This window comes from Streptomyces sp. NPDC003327, assembly GCF_053589515.1.
In genome coordinates, this window is sequence record NZ_JBSFSA010000003.1 from 15,586 (window position 1) to 35,318 (window position 19,733).

The 19,733-nt window shown below is 71.4% G+C and carries 19 protein-coding genes; 2 read left to right on the top strand and 17 right to left on the bottom strand.

The window, feature by feature from the left end; genetic code table 11:
* The 11 genes from nuoK to ACWDVG_RS03295 all read right to left on the bottom strand — a co-directional run bounded on the left by nuoK (window position 1) and on the right by ACWDVG_RS03295 (window position 10,749).
* Window positions 1-300, bottom strand: coding sequence for an NADH-quinone oxidoreductase subunit NuoK (nuoK, locus tag ACWDVG_RS03245; protein WP_423675224.1), 300 nt, complete (start codon window positions 298-300; stop codon window positions 1-3).
* Complete coding sequence (locus tag ACWDVG_RS03250) at window positions 297-1,121, bottom strand: NADH-quinone oxidoreductase subunit J (RefSeq protein WP_451695672.1); 825 nt, start codon at window positions 1,119-1,121, stop codon at window positions 297-299. Before ACWDVG_RS03250 ends, nuoK begins: the two co-directional genes overlap by 4 nt.
* Window positions 1,118-1,714 carry an NADH-quinone oxidoreductase subunit NuoI gene (nuoI, locus tag ACWDVG_RS03255; protein ID WP_451695674.1) on the bottom strand — a complete coding sequence of 199 codons (597 nt, stop codon included), beginning with the start codon at window positions 1,712-1,714 and terminating at the stop codon, window positions 1,118-1,120. The genes ACWDVG_RS03250 and nuoI overlap by 4 nt, the downstream gene beginning before the upstream one ends.
* The gene (nuoH, locus tag ACWDVG_RS03260) at window positions 1,689-3,056 is read right to left on the bottom strand and encodes an NADH-quinone oxidoreductase subunit NuoH (protein ID WP_451695676.1); all 1,368 of its coding nucleotides are present in this window, start codon (window positions 3,054-3,056) and stop codon (window positions 1,689-1,691) included. The genes nuoI and nuoH overlap by 26 nt, the downstream gene beginning before the upstream one ends.
* Window positions 3,053-5,548 (bottom strand): NADH-quinone oxidoreductase subunit G, encoded by a 2,496-nt coding sequence (locus ACWDVG_RS03265; RefSeq protein ID WP_451695678.1) that lies wholly within the window; start codon window positions 5,546-5,548, stop codon window positions 3,053-3,055. Before ACWDVG_RS03265 ends, nuoH begins: the two co-directional genes overlap by 4 nt.
* Complete coding sequence (gene nuoF, locus ACWDVG_RS03270; RefSeq protein ID WP_451695680.1) at window positions 5,545-6,894, bottom strand: NADH-quinone oxidoreductase subunit NuoF; 1,350 nt, start codon at window positions 6,892-6,894, stop codon at window positions 5,545-5,547. The genes ACWDVG_RS03265 and nuoF overlap by 4 nt, the downstream gene beginning before the upstream one ends.
* Entirely contained in the window at window positions 6,894-7,610 is a 717-nt protein-coding gene (gene nuoE, locus ACWDVG_RS03275; RefSeq protein WP_451696151.1) for an NADH-quinone oxidoreductase subunit NuoE, read from the bottom strand. Before nuoE ends, nuoF begins: the two co-directional genes overlap by 1 nt.
* Before the next feature lie 68 nt (window positions 7,611-7,678).
* On the bottom strand, window positions 7,679-9,001 hold the full coding sequence (locus ACWDVG_RS03280) for an NADH-quinone oxidoreductase subunit D (RefSeq protein ID WP_451695682.1): 1,323 nt from the start codon (window positions 8,999-9,001) through the stop codon (window positions 7,679-7,681).
* Window positions 8,998-9,729, bottom strand: a complete 732-nt coding sequence (locus tag ACWDVG_RS03285; RefSeq protein WP_451695684.1) for an NADH-quinone oxidoreductase subunit C — start codon at window positions 9,727-9,729, stop codon at window positions 8,998-9,000. Before ACWDVG_RS03285 ends, ACWDVG_RS03280 begins: the two co-directional genes overlap by 4 nt.
* A gap of 88 nt (window positions 9,730-9,817) precedes the next feature.
* The gene (locus tag ACWDVG_RS03290) at window positions 9,818-10,372 is read right to left on the bottom strand and encodes a NuoB/complex I 20 kDa subunit family protein (protein ID WP_053743379.1); all 555 of its coding nucleotides are present in this window, start codon (window positions 10,370-10,372) and stop codon (window positions 9,818-9,820) included.
* 17 nt (window positions 10,373-10,389) lie between these two features.
* Window positions 10,390-10,749 (bottom strand): NADH-quinone oxidoreductase subunit A, encoded by a 360-nt coding sequence (locus ACWDVG_RS03295; protein ID WP_019888619.1) that lies wholly within the window; start codon window positions 10,747-10,749, stop codon window positions 10,390-10,392.
* A gap of 657 nt (window positions 10,750-11,406) precedes the next feature.
* Between ACWDVG_RS03295 and ACWDVG_RS03300 the strand changes: the two genes are divergently transcribed.
* A complete protein-coding gene (locus ACWDVG_RS03300; RefSeq protein WP_451695686.1) occupies window positions 11,407-12,297 on the top strand; it encodes a C40 family peptidase in 891 nt (296 codons plus the stop codon).
* Window positions 12,298-12,381: 84 nt separating this feature from the next.
* Here the strand turns inward: ACWDVG_RS03300 and ACWDVG_RS03305 are convergent, their stop codons facing one another.
* On the bottom strand, window positions 12,382-13,323 hold the full coding sequence (locus ACWDVG_RS03305; RefSeq protein WP_451695688.1) for an NAD(P)-dependent oxidoreductase: 942 nt from the start codon (window positions 13,321-13,323) through the stop codon (window positions 12,382-12,384).
* Between the two features lie 103 nt (window positions 13,324-13,426).
* Here ACWDVG_RS03305 and ACWDVG_RS03310 point away from each other — a divergent pair, with 103 nt between their 5' ends.
* The gene (locus ACWDVG_RS03310) at window positions 13,427-14,401 is read left to right on the top strand and encodes a GlxA family transcriptional regulator (protein ID WP_451695690.1); all 975 of its coding nucleotides are present in this window, start codon (window positions 13,427-13,429) and stop codon (window positions 14,399-14,401) included.
* On the opposite strand, the gene ACWDVG_RS03315 is transcribed toward ACWDVG_RS03310, so the two are convergent.
* The 5 genes from ACWDVG_RS03315 to ACWDVG_RS03335 form a co-directional block, all read right to left on the bottom strand.
* Complete coding sequence (locus ACWDVG_RS03315; protein ID WP_451695692.1) at window positions 14,367-15,653, bottom strand: geranylgeranyl reductase family protein; 1,287 nt, start codon at window positions 15,651-15,653, stop codon at window positions 14,367-14,369. The two genes, ACWDVG_RS03310 and ACWDVG_RS03315, sit on opposite strands and share 35 nt — an antisense overlap.
* 56 nt (window positions 15,654-15,709) lie before the next feature.
* Window positions 15,710-16,402: a demethylmenaquinone methyltransferase gene (locus ACWDVG_RS03320; RefSeq protein WP_451695694.1), complete on the bottom strand. Its 693-nt coding sequence runs from the start codon at window positions 16,400-16,402 to the stop codon at window positions 15,710-15,712.
* A 98-nt stretch (window positions 16,403-16,500) separates the two neighbouring features.
* On the bottom strand, window positions 16,501-17,100 hold the full coding sequence (locus ACWDVG_RS03325) for an imidazolonepropionase-like domain-containing protein (RefSeq protein ID WP_451695696.1): 600 nt from the start codon (window positions 17,098-17,100) through the stop codon (window positions 16,501-16,503).
* Between the two features lie 6 nt (window positions 17,101-17,106).
* Window positions 17,107-18,303 carry a cyclic dehypoxanthinyl futalosine synthase gene (gene mqnC, locus ACWDVG_RS03330; RefSeq protein ID WP_451695698.1) on the bottom strand — a complete coding sequence of 399 codons (1,197 nt, stop codon included), beginning with the start codon at window positions 18,301-18,303 and terminating at the stop codon, window positions 17,107-17,109.
* A gap of 347 nt (window positions 18,304-18,650) precedes the next feature.
* The gene (locus ACWDVG_RS03335; protein ID WP_451695700.1) at window positions 18,651-19,532 is read right to left on the bottom strand and encodes a menaquinone biosynthetic enzyme MqnA/MqnD family protein; all 882 of its coding nucleotides are present in this window, start codon (window positions 19,530-19,532) and stop codon (window positions 18,651-18,653) included.
* Window positions 19,533-19,733 lie beyond the last annotated feature (201 nt).

Sequence of the window (19,733 nt, forward strand, 5' to 3'; positions counted from 1 at the left end):
TCACAACTTCATCAGGCTTGCGTCGTCGACCGAGGCCGAGTGGCGGGCACGGAAGACGGACACGATGATCGCGAGCCCGACGACGACCTCCGCGGCGGCCACGACCATCGTGAAGAACGCGATGACCTGGCCGTCGAGGTTGCCGTGCATGCGGGAGAAGGCGACGAACGCGAGGTTGCAGGCGTTGAGCATCAGCTCCACGCACATGAAGACCACGATCGCGTTCCGCCGGATCAGCACCCCGGCCGCACCGATGGTGAACAACAGGGCGGCGAGGTACAGGTAGTTGACGGGATTCACCGGTTGGCCTCCTCTTCGCGATCCCGGCCGAGCCGCTCCTCCGAGCGCTGCTCCAGGGCCTTGAGGTCGGCGAGCGCCTCGGTCGACACGTCCCGGACCTGGCCCCGCTTGCGCAGGGTCGAGATCACGGTCAGCTCGGACGGGGTGCCGTCGGGCAGCAGACCGGCGATGTCCACGGCGTTGTGCCGGGCGTACACGCCGGGGGCGGGCAGCGGCGGCAGGTGCCTGCCCTCGCGGACGCGCTGCTCGGCGAGCTCGCGCTGGGTGCGGGCGCGCTCGGTGCGCTCCCGGTGGGTGAGGACCATCGCGCCGACGGCGGCGGTGATCAGCAGCGCGCCGGTGATCTCGAAGGCGAAGACGTACTTGGTGAAGACGAGGGCCGCGATGCCCTCGACGTTTCCGCCGTGCGCGGTGTTCGCCGCGCCCAGGCCGTTGAACTCGGTGAGGGCGGCCTGGCCGATGCCGGCGATCAGCAGCACGCCGAAGCCGAGCCCGCAGGCGGCCGCCCACCAGCGCTGGCCCTTAAGGGTCTCCTTCAGCGAGTCCGCGGCGGTGACGCCGACGAGCATGACGACGAAGAGGAACAGCATCATGATCGCGCCGGTGTAGACGACGATCTGGACGATGCCGAGGAAGTACGCGCCGTTCGCGAGGTAGAAGACCGCGAGCACGATCATCGTCCCGGCGAGGCAGAGGGCCGAGTGCACGGCTTTCCGCATGAGGATCGTGCACAGGGCACCGACGACGGCGACGGTGCCGAGGACCCAGAACTGGAAGGCCTCGCCCGAGGAGGTGGCGTAGGCCGCGAGGTTGGCGCTCATGCGTCCGCCTCCTCCGGCTCGCCCTTCTCCCCCTTGGACACGGCGACCTGCGGGACCGTCCCGGGCGCGGCCTCGGTGACGAGGCCCCGGTAGTAGTCCTGCTCGGTCATGCCGGGGAAGATCGCGTGCGGCGTGTCGACCATGGTCTCCTCCAGGCCGGCGAGCAGCTGCTCCTTGGTGTAGATGAGGTTCTGGCGGGAGGAGTCGGCCAGCTCGAACTCGTTCGTCATCGTGAGCGCCCGGGTGGGGCAGGCCTCGATGCACAGCCCGCACAGGATGCAGCGGGCGTAGTTGATCTGGTAGACGCGGCCGTACCGCTCGCCGGGCGAGTAGCGCTCCTCGTCCGTGTTGTCGGCGCCCTCCACGTAGATGGCGTCGGCGGGACACGCCCAGGCGCACAGCTCGCAGCCGACGCACTTCTCCAGCCCGTCGGGGTGACGGTTGAGCTGGTGCCGGCCGTGGAAGCGGGGTGCCGTGGTCTTCGGCTGCTCCGGGTACTGCTCGGTCAGCCGCTTCTTGAACATGGCCTTGAAGGTCACGCCGAAGCCGGCCACCGGATTCTGGAAATCAGACACCGTCCGTCCCCCTCTCATCACTCTCGGTAGCAGTATCGGGGCCACCACTGACAACGAGGTCCCGCTGGTGTCGGGGCCTGCGCCGCGGCACGGGCGGCAGGGTCTGTCCGGGCTTGGGCGGCACGGGGAACCCGCCGGCCATCGGGTCGAAGGCGCCTGCGGCCTCCGGCTCGGCCGCGGCGGCCGCCCTGGCCTTCCGGTCGCGGAACACGTCCACGACGAAGGAGAGCAGCAGCGCCGCGAGGACGGCACCGGCCACGTACAGGACGATGTTGGAGAGGGCGATGTCCTCGTTGCGCAGCGCCCGCACGGTGGCGACCAGCATCAGCCAGACCACGGAGACCGGGATGAGGACCTTCCAGCCGAGCTTCATCAGCTGGTCGTAGCGGACGCGGGGCAGCGTGCCGCGCAGCCAGATGAAGAAGAACAGCAGCAGCTGCACCTTGACGACGAACCAGAGCATCGGCCACCAGCCGTGGTTGGCGCCCTCCCAGAAGGTGGAGACCGGGTACGGGGCCCGCCAGCCGCCGAGGAAGAGCGTCACGGACACGGCCGAGACCGTCACCATGTTCACGTACTCGGCGAGCATGAACATCGCGAACTTGATGGAGGAGTACTCGGTGTTGAAGCCGCCGACGAGGTCGCCCTCGGACTCCGGCATGTCGAACGGGGCGCGGTTCGTCTCGCCGACCATCGTGACGACGTAGATGATGAACGAGACCGGCAGGAGCAGCACGAACCAGCGGTCGGCCTGCGCCTCGACGATCGCCGACGTCGACATCGACCCGGAGTAGAGGAAGACGGACGCGAAGGCGGCGCCCATGGCGATCTCGTACGAGATCATCTGCGCGCAGGAGCGCAGGCCGCCGAGGAGCGGGTACGTGGAGCCGGAGGACCAGCCGGCGAGGACGATGCCGTAGATGCCGACGGAGGCGACGGCGAGGACGTACAGCATCGCGATCGGCAGGTCGGTGAGCTGCATCGCGGTGCGGTGTCCGAAGATCGACACCTCGTTGCCGGCCGGGCCGAAGGGGATCACGGCGATCGCCATGAAGGCCGGGACGGCGGCGACGATCGGGGCCAGGACGTAGACGACCTTGTCGGCCCGCTTGACGATCACGTCCTCCTTCAGCATCAGCTTGATGCCGTCGGCGAGGGACTGGAGCATGCCCCAGGGGCCGTGCCGGTTGGGGCCGATGCGCAGCTGCATCCAGGCGACGACCTTGCGCTCCCACACGATGGAGAAGAGCACGGTGACCATCAGGAACGCGAAGCAGAAGACGGCCTTGATCGCGACGAGCCACCAGGGGTCCGTCCCGAACATGGACAGGTCCTCGGCCGCGACGACGTACGCGCTCATGCCTGCACCTCCGTGACGTCGACGTGGCTCGGGGCCGCCGGGCCGATGCGGACCAGGTCGCCGGGGTGCGCGCCCGTGTCGGCGAGGACGCCGTGGCCGGTGGAGTTCAGCGGCAGCCAGACGACCCGGTCGGGCATCTCGGTGACCCGCAGCGGGAGGGCGACGGAGCCGGCGGGGCCGGTGACTTCGAGGGTGTCGCCGTCCTTGACGCCGGTGTCGGCGGCGGTGGCGGCGGAGAGCCGGGCGACCGCCGCGTGGCGGGTGCCGGCCAGGGCGGTGTCGCCCTCCTGGAGCCTGCCGAGGTCCAGCAGCAGCCGGTGCCCGGCGAGGACGGCCTCGCCGTCGCCGGGCCGGGGCGCGGGCACCGCGTGCGCGGTGGGCTCGGTGGCCCGCTCCCCGGTGCCGCGCCCGAGCCGGTCCAGCTCGCGCCGGGCCGTCTTCAGGTCGGGCAGGCCGAGGTGGGCGTCGAGGGCGTCGGCCAGCATGTGGAGGACGCGGTGGTCGGCCGGGGCGAGCGCGCTCGTCATCTGCTCGGGCTTGAGCGCGGCCTCGAAGAGCCGGGCCCTGCCCTCCCAGTTGAGGAAGGTGCCGGCCTTCTCGGCGACCGCGGCGACCGGCAGGACGACGTCGGCGCGCGCGGTGACCTCGCTGGGCCGCAGCTCCAGGGAGACGACGAACGCCGCGTCGAGGGCTTCCCGCGCGCGGGCCGGGTCGGGCAGGTCGGCGACCTCGACGCCGCCGACGAGCAGCGCGGCGAGTTCGCCGGTGGCGGCGGCCTCGACCATCTGCCCGGTGTCGCGGCCGTAGCCGTGCGGGAGTTCGCGGACGCCCCAGACGGCGGCGACCTCCTCGCGGGCACGCGGGTCGGTCGCGGGCCTGCCGCCGGGCAGCAGGCTCGGGACGGCGCCCGCCTCGACGGCGCCGCGCTCGCCGGCGCGGCGGGGGATCCACACGAGCCGCGCGCCGGTGGCGACCGAGGCGCGCAGGGCGGCGGTGAGCGCGCCGGGCACGCCCGCGAGCCGCTCGCCGACGGCGATGACGGCGCCCTCCTGCCGGAGGGCCTCGGCCGCGGCGGCGCCGTCGGCGGAGAGACCGACGCGGGAGGTGAGGGCGTCGAGCCACTCGGTCTCGGTGCCGGGGGCGGCGGGCAGCAGGGTGCCGCCGGCCTTCTCCAGGCCGCGGGTGGCGTGGGAGGTGACGGCGTACGTCCGCTGGCCGCGCTTGCGCCAGGCCTTGCGGAGCCGCAGGAAGACGCCGGGCGCCTCCTCCTCGGCCTCCAGGCCGACGAGGAGGACGGCCGGGGCGGCTTCGAGGGTGGTGTACGTGACGCCGGTGCCGTCCAGGTCGCGGCCGCGGCCCGCGACAGCGGAGGCGAGGAAGTCGGCCTCCTCGCCGGAGTGGACCCGGGCCCGGAAGTCGACGTCGTTGGTGTCGAGGGCGACCCGGGCGAACTTGGCGTACGCGTAGGAGTCCTCGATCGTCAGCCGGCCGCCCGCGAGGACGCCGGTCCGGCCGCGGACGAGCCCGCGGGCGGCGGCTTCCAGGGCCTCCGGCCAGGACGCGGACTCCAGGACGCCGGTGTCGGGGTTGCGGACGAGGGGGGTCGTCAGCCGGTCGCGCTGCTGTGCGTACCGGAAGGCGAACCGGCCCTTGTCGCAGATCCACTCCTCGTTGACCTCGGGGTCCTCGGCGGCGAGCCGCCGCATGACCTTGCCGCGCCGGTGGTCGGTGCGGGTGGCGCAGCCGCCGGCGCAGTGCTCGCAGACGGACGGCGAGGAGACGAGGTCGAAGGGGCGGGAGCGGAAGCGGTAGGCGGCCGAGGTGAGGGCGCCGACCGGACAGATCTGGATGGTGTTGCCGGAGAAGTACGACTCGAAGGGGTCGCCCTCGCCGGTGCCGACCTGCTGGAGCGCGCCGCGCTCGATCAGCTCGATCATCGGGTCGCCCGCGACCTGGTTGGAGAAGCGGGTGCAGCGGGCGCAGAGCACGCAGCGCTCGCGGTCGAGGAGGACCTGGGTGGAGATGTTGACGGGCTTCTCGTAGGTCCGCTTGACGCCCTCGAAGCGGGACTCGGCCTGTCCGTGGGACATGGCCTGGTTCTGCAGGGGGCACTCGCCGCCCTTGTCGCAGACGGGGCAGTCCAGCGGGTGGTTGATGAGGAGCAGCTCCATCACGCCGTGCTGCGCCTTCTCGGCGACGGGCGAGGTCAGCTGGGACTTCACCACCATGCCGTCGGTGCAGGTGATGGTGCAGGAGGCCATCGGCTTGCGCTGGCCCTCGACCTCGACGATGCACTGGCGGCAGGCGCCCGCGGGGTCGAGGAGGGGGTGGTCGCAGAACCGGGGGATCTCGATGCCGAGCTGTTCGGCGGCACGGATGACCAGCGTCCCCTTGGGGACGGAGATCTCGGCGCCGTCGATGGTCAGCGTGACGAGATCCTCCGGCGGCACGGCCGGGCTGCCGCCGCCGGGCGAGGAGGCGATGACGGTCACGCGGTCACCTCCTTGTGGTTGTCCGCCCAGGCGGTCGACTTGGCCGGGTCGAAGGGGCAGCCCTTGCCCGTGATGTGCTGCTCGTACTCGTCGCGGAAGTACTTCAGCGAGGAGAAGATCGGCGAGGCGGCGCCGTCGCCGAGGGCGCAGAAGGACTTGCCGTTGATGTTGTCGGCGATGTCGTTCAGCTTGTCGAGGTCGGACAGGACGCCCCGGCCGGCCTCGATGTCGCGGAGCAGCTGGACGAGCCAGTAGGTGCCCTCGCGGCAGGGGGTGCACTTGCCGCAGGACTCGTGGGCGTAGAACTCGGTCCAGCGGGTGACGGCCCGGACGACGCACGTGGTCTCGTCGAAGCACTGCAGCGCCTTGGTGCCGAGCATCGATCCGGCGGCGCCGACGCCCTCGTAGTCGAGGGGCACGTCGAGGTGCTCCTCGGTGAACATGGGGGTGGAGGAGCCGCCGGGGGTCCAGAACTTGAGGCGGTGGCCGGGGCGCATGCCGCCGCTCATGTCGAGGAGCTGGCGCAGGGTGATGCCGAGCGGGGCCTCGTACTGGCCGGGGCTGGCGACGTGGCCGCTGAGCGAGTAGAGCGTGAAGCCGGGGGACTTCTCGGTCCCCATGGAGGTGAACCAGTCCTTGCCCTTGTGGAGGATCGCGGGAACGGACGCGATGGACTCGACGTTGTTCACGACGGTGGGGCAGGCGTACAGACCGGCGACCGCGGGGAAGGGGGGCCGCAGCCGGGGCTGGCCGCGCCGTCCTTCGAGCGAGTCGAGCAGGGCGGTCTCCTCGCCGCAGATGTACGCGCCGGCGCCGGCGTGCACGGTCAGTTCGAGGTCGAGGCCGCTGCCGAGGATGTCCCGGCCGAGGTAGCCGGCGGCGTACGCCTCGCGCACGGCCTCGTGGAGGCGGCGCAGGACGGGCACCACCTCGCCGCGCAGGTAGATGAAGGCGTGCTGGGAGCGGATCGCGTAGCAGGCGATCACGATGCCTTCGATCAGGGAGTGCGGGTTGGCGAAGAGGAGGGGGATGTCCTTGCAGGTGCCGGGCTCGGACTCGTCGGCGTTGACGACGAGGTAGTGGGGCTTGCCGTCGCCCTGCGGGATGAACTGCCACTTCATGCCGGTGGGGAAGCCGGCGCCGCCGCGGCCGCGGAGGCCCGACTCCTTCACGTACGCGATGAGGTCGTCGGGACTCATCGCGAGGGCCCGCCTGAGGCCCTGGTAGCCCTCGTGCCGCTCGTACGTCTCCAGGGTCCACGAGTCGGGCTGGTCCCAGAACGCCGAGAGGACGGGGGCGAGCAGCTTCTCGGGGCTGCTGTTGTTGAGTTCGGCCGCCAAGGTCATCACTCTCCCTCCTGACCGGCCGCTTCGCCGCGCGGGTGGACGATTCGGTGGTGCGGGGCCTCGCCCTTGGCCAGGCGGAGGCCGACGAGGGATGCGGGGCCCGCTCCGCCGGTGGCCTCGACGGCGCCGGGGCGCTCGTCGGGGAAGCCGGCGAGGATGCGGGCGGTTTCCTTGAAGGTGCAGAGCGGGGCGCCGCGGGTGGGTTCGACGGTGCGGCCCGCGCGCAGGTCGTCGACCATCTTCTTGGCGGACTCGGGCGTCTGGTTGTCGAAGAACTCCCAGTTCACCATCACGACGGGCGCGAAGTCGCAGGCCGCGTTGCACTCGATGTGCTCGAGGGTGACCTTGCCGTCGGGGGTGGTCTCGTTGTTGCCGACGCCGAGGTGCTCCTTCAGCTCCTCGAAGATGGCGTCGCCGCCCATGACCGCGCAGAGCGTGTTGGTGCAGACGCCGACCTGGTAGTCGCCGGACGGCTTGCGGCGGTACATGGTGTAGAAGGTGGCGACGGCGGTGACCTCGGCCGTGGTGAGGCCGAGCATGTCGGCACAGAACTGCATGCCGGTGCGGGTCACGTGGCCCTCCTCCGACTGCACGAGGTGCAGCATCGGCAGGAGCGCCGAGCGGGAGCCGGGATAGCGGGCGATGATCTCCCCGGCGTCCGCCTCCAGGCGGGCACGGACGTCCGCCGGGTAGGGCGGCGGGGGGAGCTGGGGCATTCCCAGGCTGACGTTCCCGGCCGGGTACTCGGTCCCGTTCCCGGTCGCGTTCTCGGTCGCGTGCTCCGTCATCGGTCGACGCCTCCCATCACGGGGTCGATGGAGGCGACGGCGACGATGACGTCGGCGACCTGGCCGCCCTCGCACATCGCCGCCATGGCCTGGAGGTTGGTGAACGACGGGTCGCGGAAGTGGACCCGGAAGGGGCGGGTGCCGCCGTCGGAGACGACGTGCACGCCGAGTTCGCCCTTGGGGGACTCGACGGCCACGTAGGCCTGTCCCGCGGGGACCCGGAAGCCCTCGGTGACCAGCTTGAAGTGGTGGATCAGGGCCTCCATGGAGGTGCCCATGATCTTCCTGATGTGGTCGAGGGAGTTGCCGAGGCCGTCGGGGCCGAGGGCGAGCTGCGCGGGCCAGGCGATCTTCTTGTCGCCGACCATGACGGGTCCGGGCGCCAGCCGGTCGAGGCACTGCTCGACGATCCGCAGCGACTGGCGCATCTCCTCCAGGCGGACGAGGAAACGGCCGTAGGCGTCGCAGCTGTCGGCGGTGGGGACCTCGAAGTCGTACTGCTCGTAGCCGCAGTACGGGTCGGTCTTGCGCAGGTCGTGCGGGAGGCCCGCGGAGCGCAGGATCGGGCCGGTGGCGCCGAGGGCCATGCAGCCGGTGAGGTCGAGGTGGCCGACGTCCTGCATGCGGGCCTTGAAGATGGGGTTGCCGGTGGCGAGCTTGTCGTACTCCGGCAGGTTCTTCTTCATGGTCTTCACGAACTCGCGGACGGCGTCGACCGCGCCGGGCGGCAGGTCCTGGGCGAGGCCGCCGGGGCGGATGAACGCGTGGTTCATCCGGAGGCCGGTGATCAGCTCGTACAGGTCCAGGATCATCTCGCGGTCCCGGAAGCCGTAGATCATGATCGTGGTGGCGCCGAGCTCCATGCCGCCGGTGGCGATGCAGACCAGGTGCGAGGAGAGCCGGTTCAGCTCCATGAGCAGGACGCGGACGACGCTGGCGCGGTCCGGGACCTGGTCGGTGATGCCGAGGAGCTTCTCCACGCCGAGGCAGTACGCCGTCTCGTTGTAGAACGAGGTGAGGTAGTCCATGCGCGTGACGAAGGTCGTGCCCTGCGTCCAGGTCCGGAACTCGAGGTTCTTCTCGATGCCCGTGTGGAGGTAACCGATGCCGCAGCGGGCCTCGGTGACGGTCTCGCCGTCGATCTCCAGGATGAGCCGGAGCACGCCGTGCGTGGACGGGTGCTGGGGGCCCATGTTGACGACGATGCGCTCGTCGTCGGCCTTGGCGGCGGACTGGACGACCTCGTCCCAGTCGCCGCCGGTGACCGTGTAGACGCTGCCCTCGGTCGTTTCGCGGGGGGAGGAAGCGGTGCTGTTCACGAGTACGACCTCCGCTGGTCCGGAGCCGGGATCTGGGCGCCCTTGTACTCGACGGGGATGCCGCCGAGGGGGTAGTCCTTGCGCTGCGGGTGGCCCTGCCAGTCGTCCGGCATCATGATCCGGGTGAGGGCGGGGTGGCCGTCGAAGACGATGCCGAAGAAGTCGTACGTCTCGCGCTCGTGCCAGTCGTTCGTCGGATAGACCGGGACGAGCGACGGGATGTGCGGGTCGGCGTCGGGCGCCGAGACCTCCAGGCGGATCAGCCGGCCGTGGGTGAGCGAGCGCAGGTGGTAGACGGCGTGCAGCTCGCGGCCCTTGTCGCCCGGGTAGTGGACGCCCGAGACGCCCGTGCACAGCTCGAAGCGGAGGGCCGGGTCGTCGCGCAGGGTGCGGGCCACGCGGACCAGGTGCTCGCGCTCGACGTGGAACGTGAGCTCGCCCCGGTCGACGACCGTCTTCTCGACGGCGTTCTCCGGCACGAGGCCCTGCTCCTCCAGGGCGCCCTCCAGCTCGTCGGCGACCTCGTCGAACCAGCCGCCGTACGGGCGGGTCGCGGCGCCCGGAAGCCGGATCGACCGGACCAGGCCGCCGTAGCCGGAGGTGTCGGCCCCGCTCTGAGCGCCGAACATGCCGCGCTGGACGCGGACCTCCTCGCCGTGATCCCCCCGCTGACCGGGCAGGTTCTGCTCGCTCAGCTCCTTGTCGGGGTTGGGTGTCTCGTCGCTCACGGTGCAGACCTCTTCGCTTCTCCGCCCGCGCGGCGCAGAGGCTCGCGCTTCGTCGTCATCTGCGGCCCGGCGGCCGCGCGTGCGTCGCTCACCTCAGCAGACCCTTCATCTCGATCGTCGGCAGCGCCTTCAGCGCCGCCTCCTCCGCCTCGCGGGCCGCCTCCTCGGCGTTCACGCCGAGCTTGGAGGTCTGGATCTTCTGGTGGAGTTTGAGGATCGCGTCGATGAGCATCTCCGGGCGCGGCGGGCAGCCCGGCAGATAGATGTCGACCGGGACGATGTGGTCGACGCCCTGCACGATCGCGTAGTTGTTGAACATGCCGCCCGAGGAGGCGCAGACGCCCATCGAGATGACCCACTTGGGGTTCGGCATCTGGTCGTAGACCTGCCGCAGGACGGGCGCCATCTTCTGGCTGACGCGGCCCGCCACGATCATCAGGTCGGCCTGGCGCGGGGAGCCGCGGAAGACCTCCATGCCGAAGCGGGCCAGGTCGTACCGGCCGGCGCCGGTGGTCATCATCTCGATGGCGCAGCAGGCGAGGCCGAAGGTCGCGGGGAAGACGGACGCCTTGCGCACCCAGCCCGCGGCCTGTTCGACCGTCGTCAGCAGAAAGCCGCTCGGGAGTTTCTCTTCGAGTCCCATAGGTGCCCCTCAGCCCCTCAGTCCCATTCCAGGCCGCCGCGCCGCCACACGTAGGCGTAGGCGACGAAGACGGTGAGCACGAAGAGCAGCATCTCCACGAGCCCGAAAAGCCCCAGGGCGTCGAAGGTGACGGCCCAGGGGTAGAGGAAGACGATCTCGATGTCGAAGACGATGAAGAGCATCGCCGTCAGGTAGTACTTGATGGGGAAGCGGCCTCCCCCGGCGGGCGTCGGCGTGGGCTCGATGCCGCACTCGTACGCCTCAAGCTTTGCCCTGTTGTACCGCTTTGGCCCGATTAGCGTGGCCATGACCACGGAGAAGATCGCAAACCCCGCACCCAGGGCACCGAGCACGAGGACGGGCGCGTACGCATTCACGCTCCTCGCTCCTTCCAGTCGTCCTTGACCGTTGGACCGCACCGTCCGCTCGCGGAAGATCGCCCCCATGTGAGGCAGTTCACAAGCCGGACTGCCCCGCATCTTATGCCTGCCCCTCTGTGATCTGCGACACGGGGTGCGCCAACGGATTTGTGATCTCCACCACCTGACGAAGGATCATGAAGTCGGATGAGCGGTGATCTTGTCGCGCGAAGCGCCCAGGTGATCACCAGATGTGACATCCGGACCGGAAAGAGCAGCTCAGAGCAGGTGTCCCCTATCAAGAGATGGGGCATGCAAGCAAATTGGCGATGGACGCGAACGGGTGATACGGGATCCGACCGTCGCCCGGTCGGGGGGCCGGAAGGACGGCGGTGGACGTGTGCATGCGTTCACGAGCTTTTCTGTGACCTGCGTCACGCTCGAAACGGGCCACGGAAGCGGGGCTTGGCCATCCGTGTGAAGAGGTGGTAAGCGACAGGCAATTCGGACGTTTCATTGAAAAGCCGTGATCAAGGGCTGATTGACCCGTGCCCGTTTTGCCCGTTACGGCGTCAATAAGGGCGTCACGGCGGCGGATTCGCCCCTTCCGCACGCAACTGTGGCGCACCCCACGTTTCTTGAAGGGAACCGCGAAGCCCTGATAGCGGTTGTCCCATGTCCCACACCGCTCACATACCCAGCCACCGGAAGCCCCGCCGCAGCGCCTCGAAGCTGGCGCTCCGCGCCGGAGTTGCCGGTGGCGTCCTCAGCACCATCGCGGTGGCCGGCGCTGCCGGTCCGGCGAACGCCGAGCCGGTGACCGAGACCATCGAGATGCCCACCCTGGGCTCGCTCGGCACCGACCTCGCGAGCGCCGTCTCCGCCTCCGCCGAGGCGTCCCAGCAGGAGGCCCTCGACCAGAGCCTCCAGGCCCTGGAGACCGCCGCGCTGCAGAAGGCCGCCCAGGAGGCCAAGAAGGCCAAGGCCGACGCCGACCGCAAGGCCGCGGCCGAGCGCGCCGAGAAGGCCCGTGCCGAGGCCGAGGCGAAGGCCAAGGCCGAGCGCGAGCGCGCCGAGGCCCTGGAGCGCTCCACCCGCGACACGGCGCGCACGCAGCTCTCCACCACCTCCGGCTCCTCGGAGGGCTCGTCCTCCTCCTCGGACAGCGGTTCCTCCACGTCGGGCAGCGAGACCCGGACGGAGGCCCCCTCCGGCTCCGCCGCCGCGATCGTCGCCTTCGCCCGTGCCCAGATCGGCGACGCGTACGTCTCCGGCGGCACCGGCCCCAACTCGTGGGACTGCTCGGGCCTCGTCCAGGCCGCCTACCGCGAGGCCGGCATCGACCTGCCGCGCATCTCGTACCAGCAGTCGAGCATGGGCACCTCGGTCTCCCTGAGCAACCTCCAGCCGGGCGACATCCTCTACTGGGGCTCCCGCAGCGGCTCGTACCACGTCGCCATCTACGTCGGCGGCGGCATGTACGTCGGCGCGCAGAACCCGTCGACCGGTGTCGTCGAGCGCTCCCTCGACTGGGACACGCCGTCGGGCGCCGTCCGGATCTTCTGATTCCGGGACATACACGGAGAAAAGCCGTCACTCCTCGGGGGAGTGACGGCTTTTCCGTTCCACGCCACGGGGACCGGGTGCCCGCTATTTCCGGAACGAATCGATGATCCGGGCGTAGCTGTCCCCGCCGTGGCCCGCCTCGACCGCCTCCCGCATCAGCTCCAGGTGCAGCCGGGGCAGCCGCCCGTCGACCCCCCGCTCCTCCCCCGCGTGCAGCAGGTGCCCGATGGTCGCGACCTGGACGTCGATGGTGGCGTCGTCGCCCGGGTACTCCCCCGCGTCGATCTGGTCCGCGTACGTCGTGAGGAACCAGGACACCGTGCGCAGCCAGCGCACCGCCACCGCCGTGAACTCCTCGGCCGGCACCCCGTCCGCGCCCGCCAGCGCGGTGGCGTGCAGCCAGCCGCCGAAGACGGACCACATCAGGCCGAGCAGCCCGGCGTCGTACAGCGAGGCCAGTCCCGCGTCCGCCCCCAGGTCGACGGGGTCGCCGAGGACCTCCAGGGTCGCCCGGTGCTCGGCGAGGAGCCCGGCACCGCCCGCGTACAGGATCATGCTCGCGGAGTCACCGACCCCCGGCGGGGTCGTCATGATGCCGCCGTCGAGGTACCCGGCGCCGTGCGCGGCGGCCCACTCGGCCTCGGCGCGGGCCTGTTCGGGCGAGCCGGAGGTGAGGTTGACCAGGACGCGGCCGCGCAGCGACCCGGCGGCGGGGGCGAGCAGGGCGCGGACCGCCGGGTAGTCGAGGACGCAGACCACGACGAGCCCGCTCGCCTCGACCGCCTCGGTGACGGTCGCCGCGAGGACGGCTCCGCGCGCCACGAGCGGGGCGGCCCTGTCGGGCGTCCGGTTGCAGACGGTGGTGGGGTGGCCGGCGTCGAGGAAGGCGCCCGCGAGGGCCGCGCCCATCTGCCCGAGGCCGATGACGGTCACGGGAGGGCGCTGCGTGCCGGCGCTGTCGTTCTTCTGCGTGCCGGTGCGGGTGGTCGTCCGCGTGCCGGTGCTGGTGTTGGTGCGTGTGGTCATGGCTCCACGCTCGCAGCGCGGGCCGCGCGCCGACAGCGGCGGAACTGACGTCCGGCGCACGGTTCCTGCCAGGCTGTCAGTGCCCCGGCGTACGGTCGGGGGCATGAGCGCTGCAACGGTCGCCGTCGTCCTCGTCCCCGACGAGCGGGGTGCCCTCTCGCCGTGGGACCTGTACGAGCTGTCCACCGTCTCCATGGTCTTCGGGGTGCCGCAGCCCGACCTCGCCGACCCCTGGTACGCCCTGCGGGTGTGCGGCCCGGCCCCGCACGCCACCCACGGCCTCGACGCGGTCGTCGGCGCCGACACGGTCGTCGTGCCCTCGGTGCCGGACGCGGTGGCCGAGGGCCGGGCGGAGCTGCCCGCCGACCTCGTCGCCGCGCTGCGGGAGGCCGGCGCGTCGGGGGCGCGCATGGTGTCGATGTGCACCGGCGCCTTCGCGCTCGCCGCGGCCGGGGTCCTCGACGGTCACCGGGCCGTCGTCCACCGGAACTACGCCCCCGCGCTGGCCGCCCGGCACCCGCGGGTCACCGTCGACGCCTCGGTGCTCTACACCGACGGCGGCCGCGTGCTCACCTGCGCGGGCGCCGCGTCGGCCCTGGACCTCTGCCTGCACCTCGTGCGGAACGACCTCGGCGCGGGCGTGGCGGGCGAGCTGTCCCGGCGCCTCGTCGTCCCGGCCCACCGGCCGGGCGGACGGCCGCAGTTCGTCGAGGCACCGCTGCCGCCGAGCGACGAGGAGAGCCTCGGGCCGGTGCTCGACTGGGCCCGCGCGCACCTGCGCGAGCCGCTGTCGGTGGACGGCCTCGCGCGGCGGGCCCGGATGAGCCCGCGCACCTTCCACCGCAGGGTGCGGGAGGCCCACGGCACCACCCCGCTCCAGTGGCTGCTCGCCCAGCGGGTGGCGCGGGCGCGGGCGCTCCTGGAGTCCACGGACCTGCCGGTGGAGCGGATCGGCGAGGAGAGCGGCCTCGGTTCGGCCGCCAACCTCCGCCGTCACTTCACCCGGGCGGTCGGGCTCTCCCCGACCGCCTACCGGGCCGGGTTCAGGCCTTCGGGGCCACCTTCGACAGTCCGTTGATGATGCGGTCCATCGCGTCGCCGCCCGTCGGGTCCGTGAGGTTCGCCAGCATCTTCAGGGTGAACTTCATCAGGAGCGGGTGGGTCAGGCCGCGCTGGGTCGCGATCTTCATGATCTTCGGGTTGCCGATGAGCTTCACGAAGGCGCGGCCGAGCGTGTAGTACCCGCCGTAGGTGTCCTTCAGGATCCGCGGGTAGTTCAGCAGGGCCAGCTCGCGCTGGGCGGGGGTCGCGCGGGCGTGCGCCTGCACGATGACCTCGGCCGCGATCTGGCCGGACTCCATGGCGTACGCGATGCCCTCGCCGTTGAACGGGTTGACCAGGCCGCCCGCGTCACCGACGAGCAGCAGGCCCTTGGTGTAGTGCGGCTGGCGGTTGAACGCCATCGGGAGGGCGGCGCCGCGGATCGGCGTCGTCATGTTCTCCGGGGTGAAGCCCCAGTCCTCCGGCATCGAGGCGCACCAGGCCTTGAGGACCTCGCGCCAGTCCAGCTCCTTGAAGGCGGAGGAGGAGTCGAGGATGCCGAGGCCGACGTTGGAGGTGCCGTCGCCCATGCCGAAGATCCAGCCGTAGCCGGGCAGCAGCCGGTCCTGCGGGCCGCGCCGGTCCCACAGCTCCAGCCAGGACTCCAGGTAGTCGTCCTCGTGCCGCGGGGTCGTGAAGTACGTGCGGACGGCGACGCCCATCGGCCGGTCCTCGCGCCGGTGCAGGCCCATCGCCAGGGAGAGGCGGGTGGAGTTGCCGTCGGCGGCGACGACGAGCGGCGCGTGGAAGGTGACCTCGCGCTTCTCGTCGCCGAGCTTGGCGTGGACGCCGGTGATCCGGCCCGTGCGGTCGTCGACGACCGGCGCGCCGACGTTGCAGCGCTCGTACAGCCGGGCTCCCGCCTTCTGCGCCTGCCGGGCGAGCTGCTCGTCGAAGTCGTCGCGCTTGCGGACGAGTCCGTAGTCCGGGTACGAGGCGAGGTCGGGCCAGTCGAGCTGGAGCCGTACGCCGCCGCCGATGATCCGCAGGCCCTTGTTGCGCAGCCAGCCGGCCTCCTCGGAGATGTCGATGCCCATGGCGACGAGCTGCTTGGTGGCGCGCGGGGTGAGGCCGTCGCCGCAGACCTTCTCGCGCGGGAACGCGGTCTTCTCCAGGAGCAGGACGTCGAGTCCCGCCTTCGCGAGGTAGTACGCGGTGGTGGAGCCGGCCGGTCCCGCTCCGACGACGATGACGTCCGCGCTGTGCTCGGAGAGGGGCTGCTCGGTCACGGCGGGTCTCCCGGTGAGGTCGAGGGAAGGATGGGGGCAGTGTACGAGCGGGGGGACTACGGCTTGAAGCCGCGGTGCAGGGCGACGATGCCGCCGGACAGGTTGCGCCAGGCCACCTTCGACCAGCCGGCCTTCCGCAGCAGACCGGCGAGCGTCGGCTGGTCGGGCCAGGACCGGATCGACTCGGCGAGGTAGACGTACGCGTCGGGGTTGGACGACACGGCGCGGGCCACCGGGGGCAGCGCGCGCATCAGGTACTCCTCGTACACCGTGCGGAAGGGCGCCCAGGTGGGGTGCGAGAACTCGGAGATGACGACCCGGCCACCGGGCTTCGTCACCCGGTACAGCTCGCGCAGCGCCTGCTCGGTGTCCTGGATGTTGCGCAGCCCGAAGGAGATGGTGACGGCGTCGAACACGTCGTCGCGGAAGGGCAGCTTCGTGCCGTCGCCGGCGGTGAACGGCATCCACGGGTGGCGCTTCTTGCCGACCCGCAGCATGCCGAGCGAGAAGTCGCAGGGCACGACGTACGCCCCGGCCCGCGCGAAGGGCTGCGAGGAGGTGGCGGTGCCGGCGGCGAGGTCGAGGACCTTCTGCGCGGGGCGCGCGTCGACGGCCTTGGCGACCTCCTTGCGCCAGCGCCGGTCCTGGCCGAGCGAGAGCACGTCGTTGGTGAGGTCGTAGTTCGCCGCCACGTCGTCGAACATCGAGGCGACTTCGTGCGGCTGCTTGTCCAGGTTGGCTCGGGTCACCCGGCCATTGTCGCAGCCGCCCTTTTCCCGTCCCGTACCGCTTCAGCCTTTTGGCGGCGGGCGCCTTCGGGAGAGATGAGGGAGTGCGCGAACGCCGGTCAGCGGCGGCGGAAGACGAGGCGGCCGCCGAGGACGGTGGCGACGCAGGTGGACGCGCCCTGCCGGACCAGCGCGGTCCGGTCGGGGACGTCGAAGACGGCGAACCGCGCCGGGCCGCCCGCCGCCAGGCGGGGCAGCAGCACCAGCGGGACCGGCGACAGGGACGGCGGCCCCGGGAGGCCCGGCGGGCGTTGCCCCACCGCGAGCCCGGCCCGCCGCACCGCGTCCTGCGCGGCCCGGCCGCGCAGTTCGCCCGCGACGGCGACGGTCCCGTGGGCGAGCAGCCGCTGCACCCCCCGCCGCGCGCTGGCGCCGAGCCGGGCCGGGTCGGCGCGGAAGATCGCCCGCGCCCGCTCCCCCGCGATCGGCTCGGTGCCGAGCGCGTCGGCCTCGCGCGGGTCGGGGTGGTAGGTGGCTTCGAGCAGCTCGGGACCGTAGGGGTTGAGCAGGCCGGGCGTGAGGATGCCCGGCCAGCGCCGCAGCCGCGCGTCCTCGTGGGCGGCGGCCAGCTCCTCGTACGGGCCGACGGCGGCGAGGCGCGCGCCGTCGACGAGGACGGCGGTCTCGGGCGACGCCTCGGCGACGTGGATCGTCAGCACGGCCGGTCAGTTCGCGTCGAGGAGCTTCAGCTCGGGGTGGGCCGTGCCGCCCTCGATCGCGACGGACGAGATGTGGGAGACGACACGGTCGTCGACGGGGTCGTTCGCCGGGTCGTCGTGGACGACGAGGTGCTCGTACGTGGTGGCGCGCTGCGCGGGCACCCGGCCGGCCTTGCGGATGAGGTCGATGATCTCCAGGCGGTTGGAGCGGTGCTTGGCACCGGCCGAGGAGACGACGTTCTCCTCCAGCATGATCGAGCCGAGGTCGTCGGCGCCGTAGTGCAGGGAGAGCTGGCCGACCTCCTTGCCCGTGGTGAGCCAGGAGCCCTGGATGTGGGCGACGTTGTCGAGGAAGAGCCGCGCGACGGCGATCATGCGCAGGTACTCGAAGAGGGTGGCCTGCGTGCGGCCCTTCAGCGCGTTGTTCTGCGGCTGGTAGGTGTACGGGATGAAGGCGCGGAAGCCGCCGGTCCGGTCCTGCACGTCGCGGATCATGCGCAGGTGCTCGATGCGCTCGGCGTTGGTCTCGCCCGTGCCCATGAGCATGGTGGACGTCGACTCGACACCGAGGCCGTGCGCCTCCTCCATGATCTCCAGCCAGCGCTCACCGGACTCCTTGAGGGGCGCGATGGCCTTGCGGGGGCGGGCGGGCAGCAGCTCGGCACCGGCACCGGCGAAGGAGTCGAGACCGGCGGCGTGGATGCGCTGGATGGCTTCCTTGGTGGAGACCTTCGAGATGCGCGCCATGTGCTCGACCTCGGACGCGCCGAGGGAGTGGATGACGAGCTGCGGGTACGCCTTCTTGATCGCCGCGAAGTGCTCCTCGTAGTACTCCACGCCGTAGTCCGGGTGGTGCCCGCCCTGGAACATGATCTGGGTGCCACCCAGCTCGACGGTCTCCGCGCAGCGGCGCAGGATGTCGTCGAGGTCGCGGGTCCACACGTCGGGGCTCTTCGGCGCGGCGAAGAAGGCGCAGAACTTGCACGCGGTGACGCAGGAGTTCGTGTAGTTGATGTTGCGCTCGATGATGTACGTCGCGATGTGCTCGGTCCCCGCGTACCGGCGGCGGCGCACGGCGTCGGCGGCGGCGCCCAGCGCGTGCAGGGGCGCCGAGCGGTAGAGGTCGAGCGCCTCCTCGGGGGTGATCCGGCCGCCCGCGGCGGCGCGGTCGAGAACGGACTGGAGCGCGGCCTTCTCGGTCACCGGGACTGTCCCCTTTCGGAGGGCTTCGGAGGTGTTTCGGAGGTTCTCTGACGGACCGAACCAGCGTACGCCAGGGGCCTTCGCGGCTTCCGTCGGGTGTTTCGGGCGCTTCGGGTGCTGCGCGGCGCGGGACGGACCGGGCCGGAGGGCGCCGACTGTGCGGGGGCCGGGCGGGGGCATTCCGCGGGGAAAGCGAATTCCCGGTGAACGCACTCTTGCGTACGCCCACGGGATTGCGGACGCGGTCCGTTTCGCGGGACTTCCGCGGGGCTTCCGCGAGGCTTCCGGGGCCGGTCCGGGAAATGCGCCCGATTCGGCGGACGCCCTTCGCGCGCATTTCCGGACGTTCACCCGTGCCGCGGGACGGCGGGCGGCAGGAGTTCCATCCGCACGTCCGCCGGAAATCCGGTCGTCGGTCCGGTGCGGCGGGCGAACTCGCGGACGCCCGCCAGCTGCTCCGGCCCGAAGCGGAAGTCGAGCGTGCGGAAGTACCGCTCCAGGAGTTCGGCGTCGAAGGACTCCCAGCGCGCCGCCTGCTCGGCGACCTTGGCGACCTCTTCGAGGGAGAGGTCGCGGGAGGCGAGGAACGCCCGGTGGACCTGGTGGACGGTCTCCGGCTCGCGCGCCAGGTACTCCTTGCGGGCCGCCCAGACGGCGAAGACGAACGGCAGACCCGTCCGGTCCTTCCACATCCGGCCCAGGTCGTGGACCTGGAGCCCCAGCCGCGGCGCGTCGTGCAGGGAGGCGCGGAGCGCGGCGTCGCCGATGAGGACGGCCGCCTCGGCCTCCTGCATCATCACGCCCAGGTCGGGCGGGCAGGTGTAGTAGTCGGGCCGCACCCCGTACTGCTCCGTGAGCAGCAGCTGCGCGAGGCGCACCGAGGTGCGGGAGGTGGAGCCGAGGGCGACGCGGGCGCCGTCCAGCTGCTCCAGGGGGCGCTGCGAGACGATCACGCAGGACATGACGGGGCCGTCGCAGCCGACGGCGATGTCGGGGAGGGCGACGAGCCCGTCGGCGTTGCGGAGGTACTCGACGAGGGTGATGGGGCCGATGTCGAGGTCGCCCCGCACGAGCCGCTCGCTGAGCTTCTCCGGGGTGTCCTTCGTCAGCTCGAGATCGAGGAGCGTTCCCGTCCTGGCGAGCCCCCAGTAGAGGGGCAGACAGTTCAGGAACTGGATGTGTCCGACGCGGGGCCGGCTGCGCTGGTGGTCATCGGTTGCATTGTCCACATCGCGAGGCTAGACCCGTCTCGTACGGTGGACGTCGTCGGGGCACGCGCGTCAGCGCGGGAGAGCGGATCAAACATCCGGGTGACGTGATCTTTCCCTCTACCCTCAGCAGCACCCTGCGTGCTACGCTCGACGCAAGTTGCAGTGCGGTTTCCCTTGCAGTACAGAGCCTGCGGAGCATGTGACCCGCAGGCTTTTGTA

Coding starts and splice junctions, on each gene's coding strand:
- ACWDVG_RS03305 (WP_451695688.1), bottom strand. CDS start 13,323: ATGACCACACGCACCAACACCAGCACCGGCACGCGGACGACCACCCGC.
- nuoI (WP_451695674.1), bottom strand. CDS start 1,714: ATGAGAGGGGGACGGACGGTGTCTGATTTCCAGAATCCGGTGGCCGGC.
- ACWDVG_RS03290 (WP_053743379.1), bottom strand. CDS start 10,372: ATGGGACTCGAAGAGAAACTCCCGAGCGGCTTTCTGCTGACGACGGTC.
- ACWDVG_RS03310 (WP_451695690.1), top strand. CDS start 13,427: ATGAGCGCTGCAACGGTCGCCGTCGTCCTCGTCCCCGACGAGCGGGGT.
- ACWDVG_RS03250 (WP_451695672.1), bottom strand. CDS start 1,121: ATGAGCGCCAACCTCGCGGCCTACGCCACCTCCTCGGGCGAGGCCTTC.
- nuoH (WP_451695676.1), bottom strand. CDS start 3,056: ATGAGCGCGTACGTCGTCGCGGCCGAGGACCTGTCCATGTTCGGGACG.
- nuoE (WP_451696151.1), bottom strand. CDS start 7,610: ATGCCCCAGCTCCCCCCGCCGCCCTACCCGGCGGACGTCCGTGCCCGC.
- nuoF (WP_451695680.1), bottom strand. CDS start 6,894: ATGACCTTGGCGGCCGAACTCAACAACAGCAGCCCCGAGAAGCTGCTC.
- ACWDVG_RS03300 (WP_451695686.1), top strand. CDS start 11,407: ATGTCCCACACCGCTCACATACCCAGCCACCGGAAGCCCCGCCGCAGC.